We start from the raw sequence: 17,496 nt of genomic DNA on the forward strand, positions 1-17,496 counted from the left end.
GATGCAACGCGCGCATTATGATTATTGGCTCCTCTGCATCGTCGTGATGCTGGTCGCGTTCGGTGTGGTGATGGTCTACAGCGCCAGCGCAGTCTTGGCCGCGGAGCGCTACGGCGATGCGTATTTCTTTCTGAAAAAGCAACTCGTGTTCGTGGCGCTGGGCGGCGGAGTTGCCATGATCGTCGCACGGATTCCGTACGCGTATTGGCGCCATGCCGTGTATCCGTTGATCGGCGTGAGTCTCGGATTGGCGTTGCTGGCGTATGTCCCGGGTCTGCGCAGCGTTGCCAGCGGCGCGGCGCGGTGGGTCCGGATTGGCCCGTTCACGTTCCAACCTTCTGAATTGGTGAAGATCGCATTGATCGTGTTCCTGGCGTACTCCTTAGAAAAGAAGGGCGAGCGGATGCGGCAGTTCGCGGTCGGCGTGCTGCCGCATTTGGTCGTCGGCGGACTGATGATGGCAGTCGTGATGGGCCAGCGCGACTTCGGCTCCACGTTCATCATGGGATCGGTGCTGCTCTTCCTGCTCTTCGCGGCGCGGGTGCGGCTCACGTATTTAGTCGCACTGGGGTTGGCGGCGCTGCCGCTCATCTATTTCGCCGTGGCGCGAGTGGCGTATCGCCGCGCGCGCATCCTCGCGTTTCTCGATCCGTGGAGCGACCGCTACGGGTCGGGATTCCAGATCATCCAATCGCTGATCTCGTTTTATCACGGCGGCGTCTGGGGACGCGGGCTCGGCGAGGGCCAGCAGAAGTTGTTTTATCTCCCCGAGGCGCACACCGATTTTATCGCGGCGGTGTTGGCGGAAGAGTTGGGGCTGGTCGGTCTGTTCCTGTTGACGAGCTTGTTCGTGGTGCTGACGGTGCGTGGGTTGCGGGCCGCGTGGCGCGCGCCGGACGGATTCGGGCGCTATCTCGCATTGGGCATCACGGCGCTGATTGCGTGGCAGGCGATCGCCAATCTGTCGGTCGTGATGGGACTGTTTCCGACGAAAGGGATGGTGCTGCCGTTTATCAGTTACGGCGGGTCGGCCCTGTTAGCGACGCTATTCGGAATGGGAATCTTGCTGAACGTCTCGTCGTATGCGGTGGCGCGGGATCGCGCCGAGACCAATGCGGTGCGGGCTCCGGTGAAAAATACGAAGCGGCCATTCGCACTGACGACACAGGCGTTATGCGCGTCTTGATCACAGGTGGAGGGACAGGGGGCCATGTGTTTCCAGCGGTAGCGATTGCGGAGGCGTTGGAACGACGCATGCCGGATGTCACGCTGGCCTTTGCTGGCATGGCGACCGGCATGGAGGCGCGCATCGTGGCGGGCTTAGGCAGGCGGTTCTTTCCGATCGCGGCCGCACCATTCAAAGGGCGGCGGATGTTGGATAGGGTGCGCGCCGTGCCGACGTTGGTGTGTGCCGTGCGCGCGGCCAGCCGCGTGTTAACCGAGTTCGCGCCCGATGCTGTGGTGGGAACTGGCGGCTACGTTTCTGCGCCGCTGATGGGTGCGGCCGCGTGGCGGCGATTGCCGACGTTGATCCACGAACAGAACAGCATTCCAGGACTGACGAATCGACTGCTCGGGCGGGTGGTGCGGCGGGTCTGTACGACCTATCCGCAATCGAATCATTTTTTCCCGCCCCGGAAAGTGTTGCGGACCGGGATGCCGTTGCGGCACGCGATTGTGGAGCGATTGCGGACGCGCGTGCAGCCGCCGGGGCCGCCGTGGACAATCTTTGTGATGGGCGGTTCGCAAGGGGCGCGGCGCGTGAATGAACTCGTGATCGGCGCGCTGGCGGGACTGGGACGCAGCGGAGTGCCGTGCCAGGTCATTCATCAAATCGGGTCTTCGATCGACACAGCGACGGTGGAACGCGCGTATCGCGACGCGGGCATCGCGGCGGAGGTCTATCACTTCATCGATGAAATTGAGGCGGTGTATGCGCGTGCCCACTTGGTGATCGGTCGCGCCGGCGCCAGCAGCGTGGCGGAAATCGCGTTGGCGGGATTGCCGGCGCTGCTGATCCCGTATCCGCACGCGGCGGACAACCACCAAGAGGAAAATGCGCGCGCGGTCGTGGCGTCCGGTGGCGCGTTGCTGTTGCGCGAGGCCGAAACCAATAGTGCGCAGCTGCTCGCGACCTGTCTCGCCGTGTTGCAAGACCCGGCGCGGTTGGCGGCGATGAGCGCCGCGATGCATGCCCTCGCGACGCCGCACGCGGCGGAACAGATTGTGGATGCCGTCGTGGAGTTAGTACAAAATGTTTAAACGCTATCAACAGCTGCATTTCGTGGGCATCGGCGGTGTCGGGATGAGCGGCATTGCCGAGGTCCTGTTGAATTTAGGGTATCGCATCAGCGGTTCCGACCTGCGGCCCAGTGCCGCCACGCGGCGACTCAAACAACGCGGCGCGCGATTGCATTACGGTCATCTGGCGGCGCATGTCGGCGCGGCGCATGTTGTCGTGGTGTCATCTGCGGTCGCAGTGTCGAATCCGGAAGTCGTCGAGGCGCGGCGGCGAGGCATTCCTGTCGTGCAACGCGCCGAGATGTTGGCCGAACTGATGCGGCTCAAATACGGGATCGCCGTGGCCGGGACGCACGGCAAGACGACGACGACGTCGTTGATCGCCGCGGTGTTGGCGACCGGACGGCTCGATCCGACGATCATCATCGGCGGACGCGTGAATGCGTGGCGGACTAACGCGCGTCTCGGGAAGGGAGAGTTCCTGGTGGCCGAGGCGGACGAATCGGATCGCTCCTTTCTGCGGCTCGATCCGACGATCGCGGTGATTACCAATATCGATCGCGAGCATATGGAGAACTATCGAGACTTCGACGACGTGCGGCAGGCGTATCGGAGCTTTGCGGAGCGGGCGCCGTTTTACGGCACGGCCGTGTGTTGCGCCGATCATCCCGAAACGATGGCGTTGGCGCAACGTCTCAGTCGCCCGGTCGTCACGTACGGCGTCAATGTCGCAGCCGATTATATGGCGCGGAATATCCGGGCCCGGGCGGAACGACTCCATTTTGAAGTGCTATATCGTAATAAAGTGCTTGGGAATGCGCAATTGCGGATGCCGGGACGGCACAACGTCGGCAACGCGTTGGCGGCGATCGCGGTGGGGCATTTTCTGGAGATCCCGTTCCGCACCATCGTGCGTGGGCTGGCGCGGTTTCGCGGGATCGAACGGCGTTTTCAGATCCTCCGCCGACAAGCGCCCATCGTCGTGAGCGACTACGCGCATCACCCCGTGGAATTGGCCGCGACAATTCGGGCCGCGCGCGAGGGATGGCCGGAGAAACGCGTCATCGTGGTGCATCAGCCGCATCGCTATTCGCGGCTCCAAGCGTTGTTCCGCGACTTTGTCGAGGTGTTGGCCGGCGTGGATGGCTTGGTGTTGATGCGTTTGTACGAGGCCTCGGAACGTCCGATTCCGGGCGTCTCCACGCGGCGGCTGTGGGGCGCGTTGCGGCGGCGGCGGCCGGAATTGGCGGTGCGCTACGCGGAGTCGCCGCAGAAGGTGCTCGAACTGACGCGACGACTCGTCACGCGCGACGCGATCGTCTTATTTCTCGGCGCGGGGGATATCAGCAAAGTGGCGGCGGAGTTCGTGAAGGCCTGAACGCGGATCGATGACTATGGCATGGACAAAATCACAGCAGGAACTGTTGCAAACGAGGACGCGCGGCGAACTCCGTTTCAATGAGCCGATGGCGGCGCATACGACCTTACAAGTCGGCGGCCCGGCCGATGCCTGGTGTCGCCCCGCGGATCTGGAAGATTTGCGCGCCGTGTTGGGTGTGGCCAAGGAGCAGGGCTGGACGTGGTTGCTGTTGGGACGCGGCAGCAACCTGTTGGTGCGCGACGGCGGCGTGCGCGGGCTCGTGATCTCCCTCGCCGCGCTCGATGCGCTTCGGCTGGACGATGGCGCCGTGGTGTACGCGGAAGCCGGAGTGCGACTGAAACGCTTGCTCGGTTTTTGCGGCGAGCGCGGACTCTCCGGCCTGGAAGGTCTCGAGGGCGTGCCGGGGACGGTCGGCGGCGCGATCGTGATGAACGCCGGGACGCCGGCGGGAGTGATCGGCGATGTGGTGATTGACGTGACCTGTGTTGAACAGGGCGAAAAATTGGTGACGCGCACCGCGAAGCAGTTGGAGTTTGCGTATCGCAAGACGAAGTTGGCGCGGAGCGCGATCGTGGTGGCGACTCGGTTGGCCGTGCGTCCGAGCACACCGGAAACGGTGAAGGCACGTCTCGCGGAGTTGCGCGCCAAACGGGAAGACGCGCAGCCGGGGACGCAGCCGAGTGTCGGATCGATCTTTCGTAATCCGGACGGACGGTCGGCATGGCAATTGGTCGACGACGCGGGATTGCGCGGTGTGCGGATCGGCCAGGCGCGGATCTCGGAGCTGCATGCCAACTGGATCGTGAACGAAGGTGGCGCGACGGCGCGCGATGTCGAACGGCTGATCCGCGTCGCGCGCGAAAAAGTCAAAGAGCGCAGCGGCATTTGGTTGGAGCCGGAAGTGGTGATGGTGGGGGAGGAATAAATCCGTGCGTACGTGCGTAAGTGTGTGAGTGCTTAAGTGGGAGAACGATATGTCGCAGCGGTGGCAGGGAAAGCGGGTCGGAGTTTTGATGGGCGGGGTCTCGAAGGAGCGCGAGATCTCGCTGCGGACCGGTCGCGCGATGAGCGCGGCGTTGCAGCGGCGCGGCTATCACGTCGTCGAGATCGACGTGACGCTCAACCTCGTCGAACAATTACGGGCGACACCGATCGACGTCGCCGTGATTGCGCTGCACGGGAAATACGGGGAAGACGGCACCATTCAAGGCCTGCTCGAGTTTCAACGGATTCCCTACGCGGGGACCGGCGTCTGTGGCTCGGCCGTCGCGATGGACAAGATCCTCTGCAAACGGATCGCGCGGGATCTCGAGATCCCCGTGGCGATGGACTTAGTATTCCACGCCAACGCCGATTCCGTCGAACAACTCCTGACCCGGCTTTCGTTTGAATTGCCGGTGGTCGTGAAGCCGGTCCGCGAGGGTTCGACCATTGGGCTGGCCATCGTGCGCGCGCTCGACGCGTTGCCGAGCGCACTGCAACTCGCGGCGGGTTCCGACGAGAAGATCCTGATCGAAGAATATATCGCCGGCAAAGAAGTGACGGTGGGGATTCTCTGCGGGCAAGTCTTGCCGACGATCGAGATCGCGCCGAAGCATGGATTCTACGATTACACCGCGAAATACACCAAAGGGATGACGGACTATATTTTGCCCGCGCGTATTCCGGCGGAAACGACGGCGTTGCTCGGCGACTGGACGGCGCGGCTCTGGCGGGAATTGGAATGTCGGGGTTGGGCGCGCGCCGACTACATCGTGCGCGACGACGGATCTGCGGTGTTATTGGAGCTGAACACGATTCCGGGCATGACCGAGACGTCGTTGGTGCCGAAGGCCGCGGCCTATCTCGGCATCGCGTTCGACGAAGTGTGTGAGCGGATCCTCAACGATGCGGGATTGCGCATGGGGGGGATGTAATGGCGCGAGTCGCCGGTGAACCGATGATTCGATCGGCACGACATCGCCAACGGCGATGGTTGCGGATCGCGCGTCGCGTGGAGCGGATCTCCCGCGTCGTACTCGTTTGGTTGCTCGGTGTCGGCGCGTTGTACGGGATCTACGCGTTAATTTGCGAACGTGATCTTTTCGCGGTGCGACAGATTGTCGTGAGCGGCGATTTTACCCATCTCGACGAAGCGAGCATCAAGGAACTGACGGAAGTGGAACTGGGGACGAGTCTCTTCCAACTCTCGCTCGATGCCGTGCAAGAGCGCGTGAATCGCCATCCGTGGGTGCGGGCGAGTGCGGTGCGGCGAAAGCTCCCCCATATCCTCTGGATCTATGTCGTGGAACGGGAGCCGATCGCGTTGCTGAATGCGAATGGACTGTATTTGGTCGATGCGGAGGCGAAGATTTTTAAGGCGCATCAAGTCGGCGATCCGTCGGATTTGCCGATCCTCACCGGCATCACCGACGTCACCGTTGATGGCAACGGCGTTGGCCACTCCACGCAGCTCGAGGGTTTGCTGCAGTTGGAACGCCGTTTCGAGCGTCATGCCCTCGCGGAGCGACTTGGCATTTCGGAATTGGTCCGCGATCGCTACGGGCGGATCTCTGTGATCACGGAACGCCCGGCCATTCAGTTGCGCTTGGGCGAGCAACCGAGCGTGGAGCAGTTGGATCGCTTCGTCGAGATTTGGCCCGCGCTGGAACCGGCCTCCAGCGCGATGCAGTCGGTCGATTTATTTGTGGAGCGCAAAGTCGTCGTGCGGAGCGACAGTTCATGAGCGTTATGAAGCCGTCAGCTGCCGTCGTGTGGGTAAAGAACAATAAGGAGGGGGACAATGGCAAAGAAAGAAGAACTGGTCGTCGGGCTCGATATCGGCACGACCAAGATCTGCGCCATCGTCGGGGAGGTGGCGGATGACGGTGTCAATATTATCGGCATCGGGTCGTACCTGTCCCGCGGGTTGCGCAAGGGGATGATCATCAACATCGAGAGTACGGTGGAGGCGATCAAGAAGGCGATCGAAGAAGCGGAGTTGATGGCGGGATGCGATATTACCGGCGTCTATGTCGGGATCTCGGGATCGCATATCCGCGGGCTCAATAGTCGCGGCATTGTTGCGATTAAAGATAAAGAAGTGCGTTCGCCCGATATGAAACGAGTCATCGGCGCGGCGCAAGCGATCGCGATCCCGGTCGATCGCGAGATCGTCCACGTCATTCCGCAAGAGTTCATCGTCGATGAACAAGACGGCGTGAAAGATCCGGTCGGGATGAGCGGCGTGCGGTTGGAGGCGAAGGTCCACATCGTGACGGCCGCCGCGAGCGCCTCGCAGAACGTGGTGAAATGTTGCAGTCGCGCCGGCCTCACGGTGCACGAAGTGATCTTGCAGCAATTGGCCAGCGGCGCGGCGGTGCTGGGGCAAGATGAGCGCGAGCTCGGCGTGTTGCTGATCGACATCGGCGGCGGCACGACGGATATCTCCATCTTCAACGGTGGGAGCGTCCAGTACACCTCGGTGCTGCCGATCGGCGGCAATCACCTCACCAACGACGTGGCGGTTGGGCTGCGCACGCCGGCGCACGAAGCGGAGAAGATCAAACAGAAATACGGCTGCGTGTTGACGTCGATCGTGCAGAAAGAAGAAACGATCGAAGTGCCGAGCGTCGGCGGGCGCAATCCGCGCGCGCTCTCGCGCTCCATTCTGGCGGAGATCTTGGAACCGCGGATGGAAGAGGTGTTTCAGTTAGTGCGGCAAGAAGTGATTCGGGCCGGTTTCGAAGATCGGCTGGCGGCCGGTGTGGTGTTGACCGGCGGCTGTTCAGTGCTCGAAGGGATGCCGGAATTAGCGGAGCAGATCCTCAATCTCCCGGTGCGGCGTGGTCTCCCGCGTGGCGTTGGCGGGCTCGTCGATGTGGTGCGCAGTCCAATGTACGCCACGGGTGTCGGGTTAGTGTTGAGCGGGGCGCAGCATCTGCATCAAGGAGCGCCTGTCGAACCGCAACCGCAAGGCGCGTATGGGCGCATGAAATGGCGCATGAAAGAATGGTTCGAGGAGATTTTTTGAAATGGCACAACAGCCGCACAGCGGCGTTGAGGGGGAGGCTCCGCCGGCTTTGCCGGTGGAGGGGGCGACGCGAGTCCCTGTAATCGACACACCGCAAAAGGAGAACATTATGTTTGAACTCGTAGAAGATATGCAACAAGGGGCCAAGATCAAAGTGATCGGTGTCGGCGGCGCGGGCGGTAACGCGATCAACACGATGATCCGCACCCATCTCGACGGCGTCGACTTCATCGCCGCCAACACCGATTTGCAGGCGCTGAAGGCGAACATGGCGCGCAGCAAGATGCAACTCGGTCGCGAATTAACGCGCGGCTTAGGCGCCGGCGCCAATCCGGAGATCGGCAAGAACGCGGCGATCGAGAGCGAACGGGAATTGCACGAAGTCCTGATGGGCGCCGATATGGTCTTCGTCACGGCCGGCATGGGCGGCGGGACTGGCACCGGCGCGGCGCCGGTGGTCGCGAAAGTGGCTCGCGAATGCGGCGCCTTGACGGTCGGCGTCGTGACCAAACCATTCGTGTTCGAAGGCAAGCGACGGTCGCGCTTGGCGGACGACGGCATCGCCGCGCTGCGCGAAGCGGTCGACACGTTGATCACGATCCCGAATGAAAAATTGCTCGGGATCGCGAATGCGCAGACCACGATGTTGGAGACCTTCAAGATGGCGGATGAAGTTTTGCTGCAAGCCGTGCGGGGCATCGCGAACCTGATTACGGTGCACGGATTGATCAACCTCGACTTCGCCGACGTCCGCGCGGTGATGAGCGAAATGGGGATGGCGCTGATGGGGACCGGCTGCGGCAGCGGCGAAAATCGCGCGATCGACGCCGCGACCAAGGCGATCTCCAGTCCGCTGCTCGAAAACATCTCGATCCGCGGCGCGACGGGCATTCTGATCAACGTCACCGGCGGTCAAACCATGACGTTGCATGAAGTGAACGAGGCCTCGAAGTTGATCCAGCAAGAAGCGCATGACGACGCCAATATTATTTTCGGCGCCGTGATCGATGACACGCTCGACGACGAAATCCGCGTCACTGTGATCGCGACTGGCTTCAGTCAGAAGGCGCAACGCAACGCGAGCGCGCGGATGACCACATTCGAGACGCCGCGCGGAGAACGGCGGGAACGGACCGAACGTGTCGAACGCGCGGAGCGGACGGAGCGAGGACCTGCCAGTGAATGGGCCTCGACGGCCACCACGACCGCGTCGGCCACTCCAAACGCGCGCGAGCGGGATTGGGGCGGTCCTTGGGATGGCACCGAACGGCAAGCGACGGCCGGCTGGTCGAGCGAAGTGCAACACGGTGATATGCGGCTCGGCCTGCAATCGGTCGAATCGCGCCCGGTCGGCGCCACCGTTCGGCAACCGTGGGCCGGCGCGACCGATGAACTTCCGCGCCGTGTCGATATGTCGGATCTGCGGGAGATTATGAGTGAGGTCGGCGTGTCCGAGCAACGCGAAGACCAATTCGATATTCCAACGTTCCTGCGCCGACAGGCCGATTAACGCATGAGGCACCGGCAGCGCCCTCTCCCCGTCTGGGGAGAGGGCCGCAGCCGTCGTTAGGGAACGGTCTCGATGGCACCGATATCGAATGGGGCCAAGCGCCGTTCGCCCAACAAATCAACATTCAACCGCACTGGTCCCCAACTCGGTTGCAGCTGCATTAAATCGTACCCTTGATGAATCGCCGGGGACGTTGGTTGCAGACGAAACGGCATTTCCGGGTCGAAGAGCGGATCTTGATTATAAATCGACGGCGAGTTGGGATCGGGGACGATTGCCCACCCGGCAAGTTGGGTGTCCGTTTCAGCCTCGAGCCCGGTGTTCATGTCGAAATAGGCGTGTGCTTTGGTGCCCGAAGCGAAAATGAGATTGCGCCGGACCGCTACCGTGGATTCGCTGAGCCCGACCATCATGCCCACCGTGGATTCCACCCCGCCGATCACAGAGACAATGTTGTTTGCCGCCTCGACCCATGGGCTCTGATTGGTTTTTATCGCCAGGCCGACGACCGTGTCTCCATTTTCGACCCGCACCGTATTGCTGTAAATCCGCGCCTGCACTGTGTTCTCGATCTGGAGTCCGGTCAGATTCAACACGTTCGCCCCTAGTCCTCCTGCCGCGATCCCGTTGGTCGCCAGCCGCAAATCCGTGATCGATTGGAAGCGCACGGCTGTCGCATTGCCGTTGCTACTGGCCATGATCGCATTGCGTTCGACATGCGCTAATGCGATTGGCGCGGAGCCGGATCCCGCTAAATACAATCCAGTGGCTTCGGCTGTTGTTTCGAAGCACTCGATCTCATTATGCCGTATCGTGAACTGCGTCTGCTGTGGGTCGCCATTCGCCGTATTGAACACAATGCCGTTTGTTCGCGCAGCATCATTGGCCTGAATGCTGTTGTCCTCGATCGTCAGCGAGAGACCCGCCTTTGGTGTCAACACCGGGACCATCCCGCCGATGGCAACTGTATCGCCCATCGTACCCTTCGGTTTTTCCGCAGAGATCCGGTTGCCGCGCAGCACGATCGTCGCCGTTTGGTTCGGCTCAATGCAAATCGCACAGAGGTTGGGCGTCAACTCGCTGCTGACCTGGATCTTGCTGTCCTTGATCGTCGCGCTGCCCCGCAGTCGCAACCCTTGTGTCATGATGATGCCTGCCATCGAGGTTTGCTGCAGAACGAACTCAATGCCCTGGATATGATTCGCGCGGCTCCCCGCTTGGATTTCGATGAATGATGTTTTCCCGATGGCTCCGCTCACGCGGGTCGGATGTTGCTTCAGATCCGACGTCAGCGTGGTCGTCATCTGCGTGACCGCGTAGTCGAAACCGCCATACAGCGCCAATCCATTGGCTAACGTGAAACTCGATAGCGTGTATTCGCCCGCGAGCAGAAAGACCTTCTTGTCCTTTGCTGCGGCGGCCTGGAGGGCTGTGCTGAGTTGCAATGGGCTGAACGGATGCGCCAGCGTGCCATTGCTCCCCTGGGCGCCGCCATTCGGCGACACCCAGACGATACCGGGATCGCACAGATCGCCGATCGCGTTGTCGTCCACGTCGAGTTGATTGGCATTGACCACGAGCAGGCAATTGTCGCGCGTGTCGGAGACGCCGTCGTTGTCGTCGTCCAAATCGCACGGATTGCCGTGCGCGTCGCCGTCGGTGTCTCCCTGGTTGGCATTCGGTACGCTCGGGCAATTATCGTTCCCGTCCGCAATGCCATCGCCGTCGCCGTCTTGCTCACAGACGTTACCGGTTCCGTTCCCGTCGCCGTCCAATTGTTCGGCATTCGCCACCAGCGGACAGTTGTCGCTCGCATTCGCGACGCTATCGCCGTCGGTGTCGTCGTCGCAGGCGTCTCCCTGGCCATCCTGATCGAGGTCGTTTTGGTTCGGGTCCGCCTTCGCGATGCAGACGTCGGTGGCATCAGGCACGCCGTCGGCGTCGCTATCGGCTGGCGGCGGTGGTGGCAGGATAATGTCTCCGCCGTCCGGCGGTGGGGTGGTATCGGTGGGCTCACCGGGACCCGCGAGACCTCCGCCACTCGATCCCCCTCCATCGCCGGTTCCTGTGGAGCCAGGCGCTGTCGTCGTGAGCGGCGGAGGAACCGTGTCCGGTGGCGGGGATGGGGTGGTCGCCGCCGGCGGCGGCTGATCCCCATTGAGTGGCGAACCGGGCGTCTCTACCGTCGGCGGTTTCTGATTCCCTGTCGGATTCGTCGCCGACTCCCCGCCGCCCAGTGCCGGCGGCTCAGTTGCCGGAGTATCGTCATTGCAGGCCGCCGTAAGCAGCAGTGGGAGCAGCGCTCCCACGACCAAGTAGATATGTCTCATTTGGATCTCCTCTAGGTGCAACCCCGAACCAGTATGCCAATTTCAACCGCCCCGGAGAGAGAAAAATCGCGGCTCTGCCGTTATGCCAGTGGCGTCCGTTTGGAGGCGCGGATGACGCGATCGCGCGTGACGAGTTTAATCCGATGGGCGAGACTCGTCGCCGCAATGATTTCGTCCGCCGGGTCGCCACGAAAATCGAGACGCTTGATGGCCTGGCAGACCTCCAACGACAGCGGCCAGACGTGAATCCCTGAGAGGGTGCGAATGACGAACGGATCATCGAGATCGATTTCGATGCGACCGAGTTGTGCAAGTTTGGCAATCTCCCAGAGGACAATCGCCGAAATACTCCAGGGATTGGCGATCAGCAACTTGCGCTCGCGCGGGGTCAGTTCGCCGCGCAGCGCGAAGAGCAGGATGTGCGTATCAAGATTCAGCATGCCAGCGCTGCTGCGTCGAGAAGATCTCGTCGTGAATCGTGAGTTTCGTCTTGAGACTCCCGATCAATTGGGCATTGGCCGTCGCGATGGGAAGCAGCCGAGCGACGGGTTGTCCATGCTTCGTAATCACCAGTCCCTCCGGTTCCAGTCGATCCAGCACGGCCAAACATCGTGCCTTGAACTCCGCTGCGCCCATGTGTTTCATGAATTCATCGTACACGCGGCGGCACGTCGCGTCTAGTCATAAAGTATGACCAGGTCGGCGCTGAGCCGCGTATCCGAACCTGTGTGGGTGAAATGACCTGCCATGCTATTCGCCCAGGTTGCACTGGGCGGCCTTCGGGCCCCCGTCTCATGATGACAATCCGGATGTTCGAATAGTGGAACGTTCACACTCACGACCAGCAACGGGCTGCAATGGCCATCGCCGCCACGATCCCATTCCAATTCCGGCACTTGTACTGCCGCGCCGCCTGCGTCCATTGCATGGCACCGGTCTTGCTGAAGCAAACGGCAACAAGGAGGCAATGCCTATGCAACGAGTGCAATCGTGGTGGCGGTGCGGTGGGGTGTTCATCATCGTCGGTTGGTTGGCTGCGTGCGGCGGCGGTGGGGCGGCCGGGGAAGCCGCGCCGGCGGCGGACCCTCCCGTGGCGGCGAATGAAACCGCAGAGGAGGCCGCTACGCTGACTCCTCCCGGTGTCATCGGTGGGACAGTGCTCGATGCCGCGACGCACACCGGGATCTCCGGCGCGTGGGCGAAGGTCTATGTGGGCACAGAGGTGCTGAAAGGGACGAGTACTGCAGACGATCCGGCGACTGCCGATGTCAATGAGGCTGGAGAGCTTTCCCTCGCCGCAGTCCCGGCCGGGCAACATCGCGTCCAGATCGGTGCCGACGGATATGCCACGTACGAAGGACTTGTCTCCGTGCAGCCGTCCACGGTGCCCTATTACGTTACGCTCGGCACCAACGGCGAAGTGACGCTGCAAACCACCTGCGACGTGACCGTCGTCGTTGCCAGCGAGGGCGCCGTATTGAACGACGCCACGGTCTTCGCCGTCGCGCCCGGATGGGTGGAAATCAGTGGCGCAACGGATGCCGAGGGAAAGGCCGTATTACAAGGGTTGGCGCTGGATACAGCGTACACGTTGACGGTCCCGGCTTACCAGACGGCCGCAAATGCGGATGTATCGTATGACGTGCAAACCGGCACGAGGTCGTGGCGCTGTACCCGCGATCCGGCGATCGCGACCGTGAATCTCCTCCGTGCAGAAGTGAGCGCATATGTGACGCTGGTGGGAGGGAGTTACGAACGGTATATCGGCAATGGGGGATATTACCCGATGAAAGTGATGGCGCCGGATCTCCCTATCGTCCTGGTGTACAGCCATCCGATAACAATCGACACCGAGTCTGTTACCCTGCAGTACGACGATGGGACGGATTCCGCGTCGGATGCAGGCGCCGTGCGCGTGCGCGTTCCCGTTCACGTCGGTGTCAGCGGAAGCGGGACCGTGGTAACAATCACGCCGGAGCAGGCGATTCCGGCCAATGCGCGCGTACTCCTCGAAGGGTTTGTGGCTTCATTGCGAGATGGTCTTTGGTCCACCACGTATCTCCCCCCGGCCTGGTATGTTTTCGATCCGACCCCGCTGACTGTCGCTGCGGTGACGAGCGATAATCTGAACGGCAAGACGCAGCAACCGGAAGGGAAAGGGAAATTGTGGCTCGAATTTCCGGAGATCGTGCGAGGGTCCGTGATAGTACTTGCCTATACCCAGGAAGGTGCCGAGGAACGGCTCACGAGTCCGGAGACGCACACGCTCGATCAAAGTTGGTCTCCCGATCTCGATTCTGACCAATCCGGCGGCTGTACGCAGGGCGTATGCAATGGCGACGCTCGGCATTATCGTGTCCCGCTATTGCCGAATCTTCAATTCCACGACGACCGCCCCGAGGCGCGCAATACCGTGGAAGTCTTCGTCGATGTTACCGACTACGACGGCCATCGCGTCGCGGAGCGATTGGTGTTGCCGGTGGAGTGAGCGGCAGTGCCTTTTATTCTTCCCGCTCCCCAAAGGTCATGTCGACATTGGGAGTGAGCACCCCAAACTCCCCAGCAGGCGCTCGAGGTTGCGCAGATGAATATAATCGCCGGCGAGGAACGTAGCATGCTGGGCTGGCTGCCCGCATGGTGCTTCCCTCACTCCCCCGCGCGGCGGATGTCGTCGCTGGTGATCATCGAACCTTTGCGGAGCAGTGCGAGTAACGGTTCGCGGAGGGCGCGCAGTTCGGCCGTCGTGCCGCTCCGCACATATTTGGCGACCACGCGTTCCGCGCGAATGGTCCCGGCGGGATAGCCGCCGTAGTACAAGTAGTAGTCCTTACTGGAAAGGTGCGGCTTGGCCGCCCACTCGCCGTAGAGCAATCCGGGGGGCGGTTCGACGAACAACACCTCGCGCACCCACCGATTCCACATCCCCAGGCGCTCTTCCAACGGCCACGCGGTGCCGTCATCGCGCCGATCGCGGTAGAGCAGGATTTCCTGCATCGCGATCATAAACAGGCGGCGCGTCTGCCACACTTCAGCCACGCGCTGCACTTTCGCCCGTGCTTCGAGGTAGGGACGTGTGAAGCCGGGATATTGACCGAGGATCCGCGTCGCAATCTCCGGATGGTTCAGTAAATGTTGCAACGCCATCGCGGCCCCTTCCGGGAAATCTTGTGGGCCGCCCCACAGATCTTTCACGACGAGAAATTCGCCGCCGCGCTGTTGGGCGGCCTGGAAGTGAATGCCGTGGAGATATTCGTGGATCAGGGTCGCGAGCTCTTCCACGCTGACGCCGCGATCATCCAGATTCATGATGATGTACGAAAGGTCTTTATCGGCCGGCAGTGCCTCGCCGAGCGTGCCTTGCTTGTTGGGACGCTTCGCGGCATCGAGCACGATCCCGTTCCACGGCGCGGCGTCGAGATCGATTCCAAGCTCCGCATAAAACGCCTTCACGGCCGCAAGGGCCTGCGGCGCGGTCAGCCGCGGCTCCGTCGTGACGCCGCCGAACTGCTGTGTCCAAGTCTCGTCGAGAAACTCCACGTCGTGGATCATGACCGTCTCGCCGGCCGTCGGATTTAATTTGCGTTGCGCCTGTTGCAGCATGGCGACGTACGCGCGGGCCTCCGGCTCCGAGTCTTTGAAATAGCGCTCCGCGAGGGCGAAGAATTCCTTGGCGTCGTATCCGAAGCGATCCCGATAGACGACGTCGGCATAGTTGCCGAGTCCATACTTCGCCGTGATCGCGTTCAAGTAATCCGCAGACGCGAAGAGGTGATCCGGTTCACGATACAGCGCGCCGTAATGGGTCAAGAAATGGCGATACAGGGCCTCGCGCTGCGCCGGATCTTTTTCCGCGCGCAGTTGTTTGAAGACCTCGCCGCGATTCAGGAACGTCCCGTTCCAACGGAAGTCCTTCATCCGCGCATTAAAACGCTCTTCGATCGCGGTGTGGCGCGCTAAACGGGCGGCGCGGTCGGTGTCGGACAGGCGCAAATCGTTGTCCGCACGCACGCTGAACGCGCGCAACAAGTCGAGCGCGCGCGGATCGTGCGCCGCCATCGCGGACGTCCAGCGCGCGTCGGCGCGCAACGTCTCGAGTGTGCCGTACAGCGGACGCAAGAGATCGCTCCAAACCTTGGCCTCCGACTGTTCCAACAGCGGCTGCTCGGGCGCCAAGCGCTCGTCGATTCGATTCGCCACCGTCGTGGCGTCGACGGCCTCGCGGAAGGCATCGGCGCACAAGGCCATCGAATAAATCAGCCGTGTGCTGTGCGCCACATCGCCGCCGACGCCGGTCGGTTCATTCGTGGCCCAGGCCATCCGCGATTCGTACTGTTTGGTCGCGGCGTTATACGCAGTGTATTGAAAGACCGTCGCCGTTCCGTCGTCCGGTTCCGTGACGCCGATGCCGCCGATCAAAAACCGCGACCCGGCGTCGAATCCGGCGTCGATCACCGAGGCCCTTTTCATCTGATCCGGACTGACGCTGCCATCCGCCGCCATTGGCACGACTAGCAACAACTCGATCCGGCGTGCCGGTCCATCCGTGCGCGGAATCGTGATGGTGCGGAACAACAACCCTTCCGTCGTTTCGGGCCGGCCGTCGGCATCGATGCCGCGCTTGATCCAGGTGTCGTGGATCACGGCCTGCAGATCGCCGAACTGCGGCGGAATGGCGAGCGGTCGTCCGGCTTGCAGATCGCGCAACAGCGTGCGGATGTTAATCCCGGTCGTGGCGATCGGATACAAGCGGTCCGGGTCTGTCTCGGTCGTCGCCGGATCGGTAAACGTGGCCGTCGGCATGGTGCCGCGCGCGTTGAGTACGTCGCGGCGAAAGGTTAAGAGCGCGGGTCCGGCCATGGGTGTCCTCCGGCAGTGTGGTATGGTTGCGAGCGCCCTTCAAAGCAGGCCGCATGCGGGTTGGCAAGGAGAAAGCGCTGTGAAGTCGCGGGGCGTTCCGGCCGACCGTCAGGAGCGGGCGGCCGTAAACACCCGCGCACAACGCCAACCGGCTGCGGTGGGCACTGCAATCGCGAGCAGTGCGTCGGCATGATATAACGCCACGTGCGGCGCCGGCTGTTCCGGCCACTGCAGCGACGCGAGGACGTGTTGTTGTCCCATGCCAAGGGCGCGGGCCGTGGCCGCATCGACCGCGATCCGTGGCCAATGGTCCAATAGCTGATCGAACGGAACGGCGCACGGGAGCGTAGCCAGCGGTTGGTTCGCGGCCAGCGCGGCGGCGATCTGTTCCAGTGTCCATGCTGCCACGCCGTCGAACTTGCCCACACCGACTCGCCGCAGTGCCGTGAGCATCCCGACCGTGCCTAAGGACTGCGCCAAGTCCTGGGCCAACACCCGAATATAAGTGCCCGCACTGCAAGCGACTTGGAAGCGAGCCTCGGGAGCTGAATAGGCAGTAATCGTAAAACCGCTGATCGTGCACGCAACGGGAGCGCGTTCGACCTCCACACCCTGGCGTGCCAAGACGTACAATGGTTGTCCGTCCCGTTTTTTTGCCGAATGCATCGGCGGACGTTGCCAATACGTGTCCCCGACGAATGTATCGGCCGCCGTCTGAATGATGGCTCGCGCCGCCGGCAGCACCGCCGAGGTCCGGATCACCGGATCGGTGCAATCGCCCGACGCGGTGGCCGCGCCGAAGCGGATCACGCCTTCATAGCGCTTCGGGGCCCCGAGAAAATATTCCGCCAGTCGTACTGCCGGGCCCACGAAAATCGGGAGCAATCCCGTGGCGAACGGGTCGAGCGTCCCGGCGTGCCCCAATTTCGGCAGCTCGCGCGGCCGCAGCCCCGTCTGTTGCGCGAAGAGCTGGCGCAAGCGGGCAATGATCGCAAAGGAGGATGGCCCGGCGGGCTTGTCGACCAATAAGACGCCGCAAAAAAATGCGTGATTCATCGAAAAATCGGCCTTTTCATTTTGACAGTCCCCCCGGGTTTTTTTATACTGACCTTGGAGATCATTGCACGCCTTTCGTTCTTTATCACTCGTTCTCTTCGTGCGAATT

Annotated in this window: 14 protein-coding genes; 9 read left to right on the forward strand and 5 right to left on the reverse strand. The window is 62.0% G+C overall.

Going from position 1 to position 17,496, the window contains the following annotated elements; genetic code table 11:
• Position 1: 1 nt before the first annotated feature.
• From ftsW to ftsZ, 8 genes are all read left to right on the forward strand, one after another.
• On the forward strand, positions 2-1,186 hold the full coding sequence (gene ftsW / locus HY696_10680) for a putative lipid II flippase FtsW (GenBank protein ID MBI4238859.1): 1,185 nt from the start codon (positions 2-4) through the stop codon (positions 1,184-1,186).
• Positions 1,174-2,262 carry an undecaprenyldiphospho-muramoylpentapeptide beta-N-acetylglucosaminyltransferase gene (gene murG, locus HY696_10685; protein ID MBI4238860.1) on the forward strand — a complete coding sequence of 363 codons (1,089 nt, stop codon included), beginning with the start codon at positions 1,174-1,176 and terminating at the stop codon, positions 2,260-2,262. Before ftsW ends, murG begins: the two co-directional genes overlap by 13 nt.
• Positions 2,255-3,619, forward strand: coding sequence for a UDP-N-acetylmuramate--L-alanine ligase (locus HY696_10690; protein MBI4238861.1), 1,365 nt, complete (start codon positions 2,255-2,257; stop codon positions 3,617-3,619). The genes murG and HY696_10690 overlap by 8 nt, the downstream gene beginning before the upstream one ends.
• Before the next feature lie 16 nt (positions 3,620-3,635).
• Complete coding sequence (murB, locus tag HY696_10695) at positions 3,636-4,547, forward strand: UDP-N-acetylmuramate dehydrogenase (GenBank protein MBI4238862.1); 912 nt, start codon at positions 3,636-3,638, stop codon at positions 4,545-4,547.
• 49 nt (positions 4,548-4,596) lie between these two features.
• Positions 4,597-5,538: a D-alanine--D-alanine ligase gene (locus tag HY696_10700; protein ID MBI4238863.1), complete on the forward strand. Its 942-nt coding sequence runs from the start codon at positions 4,597-4,599 to the stop codon at positions 5,536-5,538.
• The gene (locus tag HY696_10705) at positions 5,538-6,347 is read left to right on the forward strand and encodes an FtsQ-type POTRA domain-containing protein (GenBank protein ID MBI4238864.1); all 810 of its coding nucleotides are present in this window, start codon (positions 5,538-5,540) and stop codon (positions 6,345-6,347) included. Before HY696_10700 ends, HY696_10705 begins: the two co-directional genes overlap by 1 nt.
• A 57-nt stretch (positions 6,348-6,404) precedes the next feature.
• A complete protein-coding gene (ftsA, locus tag HY696_10710; GenBank protein ID MBI4238865.1) occupies positions 6,405-7,634 on the forward strand; it encodes a cell division protein FtsA in 1,230 nt (409 codons plus the stop codon).
• Positions 7,635-7,743: 109 nt separating this feature from the next.
• Positions 7,744-9,144, forward strand: coding sequence for a cell division protein FtsZ (gene ftsZ, locus HY696_10715; protein MBI4238866.1), 1,401 nt, complete (start codon positions 7,744-7,746; stop codon positions 9,142-9,144).
• 56 nt (positions 9,145-9,200) lie between these two features.
• Here the strand turns inward: ftsZ and HY696_10720 are convergent, their stop codons facing one another.
• The 3 genes from HY696_10720 to HY696_10730 all read right to left on the reverse strand — a co-directional run bounded on the left by HY696_10720 (position 9,201) and on the right by HY696_10730 (position 12,119).
• The gene (locus HY696_10720) at positions 9,201-11,474 is read right to left on the reverse strand and encodes a thrombospondin type 3 repeat-containing protein (protein ID MBI4238867.1); all 2,274 of its coding nucleotides are present in this window, start codon (positions 11,472-11,474) and stop codon (positions 9,201-9,203) included.
• Between the two features lie 80 nt (positions 11,475-11,554).
• Positions 11,555-11,914, reverse strand: coding sequence for a type II toxin-antitoxin system VapC family toxin (locus HY696_10725; protein ID MBI4238868.1), 360 nt, complete (start codon positions 11,912-11,914; stop codon positions 11,555-11,557).
• Positions 11,901-12,119: a type II toxin-antitoxin system prevent-host-death family antitoxin gene (locus HY696_10730; GenBank protein MBI4238869.1), complete on the reverse strand. Its 219-nt coding sequence runs from the start codon at positions 12,117-12,119 to the stop codon at positions 11,901-11,903. Before HY696_10730 ends, HY696_10725 begins: the two co-directional genes overlap by 14 nt.
• Before the next feature lie 328 nt (positions 12,120-12,447).
• Between HY696_10730 and HY696_10735 the strand changes: the two genes are divergently transcribed.
• Positions 12,448-13,962, forward strand: coding sequence for a hypothetical protein (locus HY696_10735; protein ID MBI4238870.1), 1,515 nt, complete (start codon positions 12,448-12,450; stop codon positions 13,960-13,962).
• 158 nt (positions 13,963-14,120) lie between these two features.
• Here HY696_10735 and HY696_10740 read toward each other — a convergent pair whose 3' ends face one another.
• Both HY696_10740 and truB read right to left on the reverse strand, forming a co-directional pair.
• Complete coding sequence (locus HY696_10740) at positions 14,121-16,331, reverse strand: hypothetical protein (protein MBI4238871.1); 2,211 nt, start codon at positions 16,329-16,331, stop codon at positions 14,121-14,123.
• Between the two features lie 108 nt (positions 16,332-16,439).
• Positions 16,440-17,387 (reverse strand): tRNA pseudouridine(55) synthase TruB, encoded by a 948-nt coding sequence (gene truB / locus HY696_10745; protein ID MBI4238872.1) that lies wholly within the window; start codon positions 17,385-17,387, stop codon positions 16,440-16,442.
• Between the last annotated feature and the right edge of the window lie 109 nt (positions 17,388-17,496).

The sequence above is a fragment of the Deltaproteobacteria bacterium genome (assembly GCA_016210045.1).
Classification (GTDB): domain Bacteria; phylum UBA10199; class UBA10199.